We start from the raw sequence: 1,462 nt of genomic DNA on the forward strand, positions 1-1,462 counted from the left end.
GCGCACGCCACCGAAAATGCCCTGCACGCGGAGGACAAGGGTTATCACAAGAACCTCAAACCGCGGCAGATCCAGATGATCGCCATCGGCGGCGCGATCGGCACCGGCCTGTTCCTCGGCGCCGGCGGCCGCCTCAACGCCGCCGGCCCGTCGCTGGTCATCGCCTACGCCGTCTGCGGCTTCTTCGCGTTCCTCATCCTGCGCGCCCTGGGCGAACTGGTCCTGCACCGCCCCTCGTCGGGCTCGTTTGTCTCCTACGCCCGTGAATTCTTCGGCGAGAAGGCCGCGTTCGTTTCCGGCTGGTTCTACTGGATCAACTGGGCCACCACCACCATCGTGGACATCACCGCGGCCGCGCTCTACATGAACTTCTTTGGCCACTACATCCCCTGGATGGCCGAGGTCCCGCAGTGGGCCTGGGCCCTGATCGCCCTCGTAGTGGTCCTCGCCCTGAACCTCGTCTCCGTCAAGGTGTTCGGTGAGCTCGAGTTCTGGTTCGCCCTGATCAAGGTCGCCGCCCTGGTGGTCTTCCTCGTGGTGGGCACCTACTTCGTCATCTTCGGCACGCCCGTGGACGGCCAGCCGGTGGGCCTGAGCCTGCTCTCGGACAACGGCGGCGTCTTCCCCAACGGACTGCTGCCCATGATCATCCTGATGCAGGGCGTCCTGTTCGCCTACGCCTCCATCGAACTCGTCGGCACCGCCGCCGGCGAGACCGAGAACCCCGAAAAGATCATGCCCAAGGCCATCAACTCCGTGGTCTTCCGGATCGCCGTGTTCTACGTCGGCTCCGTCATCCTGCTCGCCCTCCTGCTGCCCTACACCTCCTACGAAAAGGGCGTCAGCCCGTTCGTGACGTTCTTCGGCTCCATCGGCATCCAGGGCGTGGACGTCATCATGAACCTCGTGGTCCTCACCGCCGCGCTCTCCTCCCTCAACGCCGGCCTATATTCCACCGGCCGCATCCTCCGCTCCATGTCCGTGAACGGCTCCGCACCGAAATTCGCCGGCCGGATGAACAAAGCCGGCGTCCCCTACGGCGGCATCGCCATCACCGCCGGCGTGTCCCTCCTGGGCGTCCCGCTGAACTACCTGGTGCCAGCGGAGGCCTTCGAGATCGTGCTGAACGTCGCATCCGTGGGCATCGTCATGACCTGGGCAACCATCGTCCTCTGCCAGATCCAGCTACAACGCTGGGCGAACAAAGGCTGGCTCAAACGCCCGTCCTTCCGGATGTTCGGCGCCCCGTACACCGGCTACCTTTCACTGCTGTTCCTCGCGGGCGTGCTGGTCATGGTGTTCATCGAATCCCCACTCACCATGCTCGTCACGGCCATCGCCTGCGTGCTGATGGTATTCGGCTGGTACGCCTGCCGGGCCCGGATCCGCGAGATCGCCGAAACCCGCGACGGATTCACAGGCACAGCCCCCGTGATCGCCAACCCGCCCGCGAAGACCTTCA

1 protein-coding gene is annotated in these 1,462 nt (G+C 65.0%); it reads left to right on the top strand.

From position 1 onward, the window contains the following. Positions 1–1,462 (top strand): amino acid permease (locus tag QK290_RS18405; protein WP_282332114.1); only part of this gene is annotated, 1,462 nt, incomplete at both ends.

Source organism: Pseudarthrobacter sp. AL07 (assembly GCF_029960665.1).
Classification (GTDB): Bacteria; Actinomycetota; Actinomycetes; order Actinomycetales; family Micrococcaceae; genus Arthrobacter.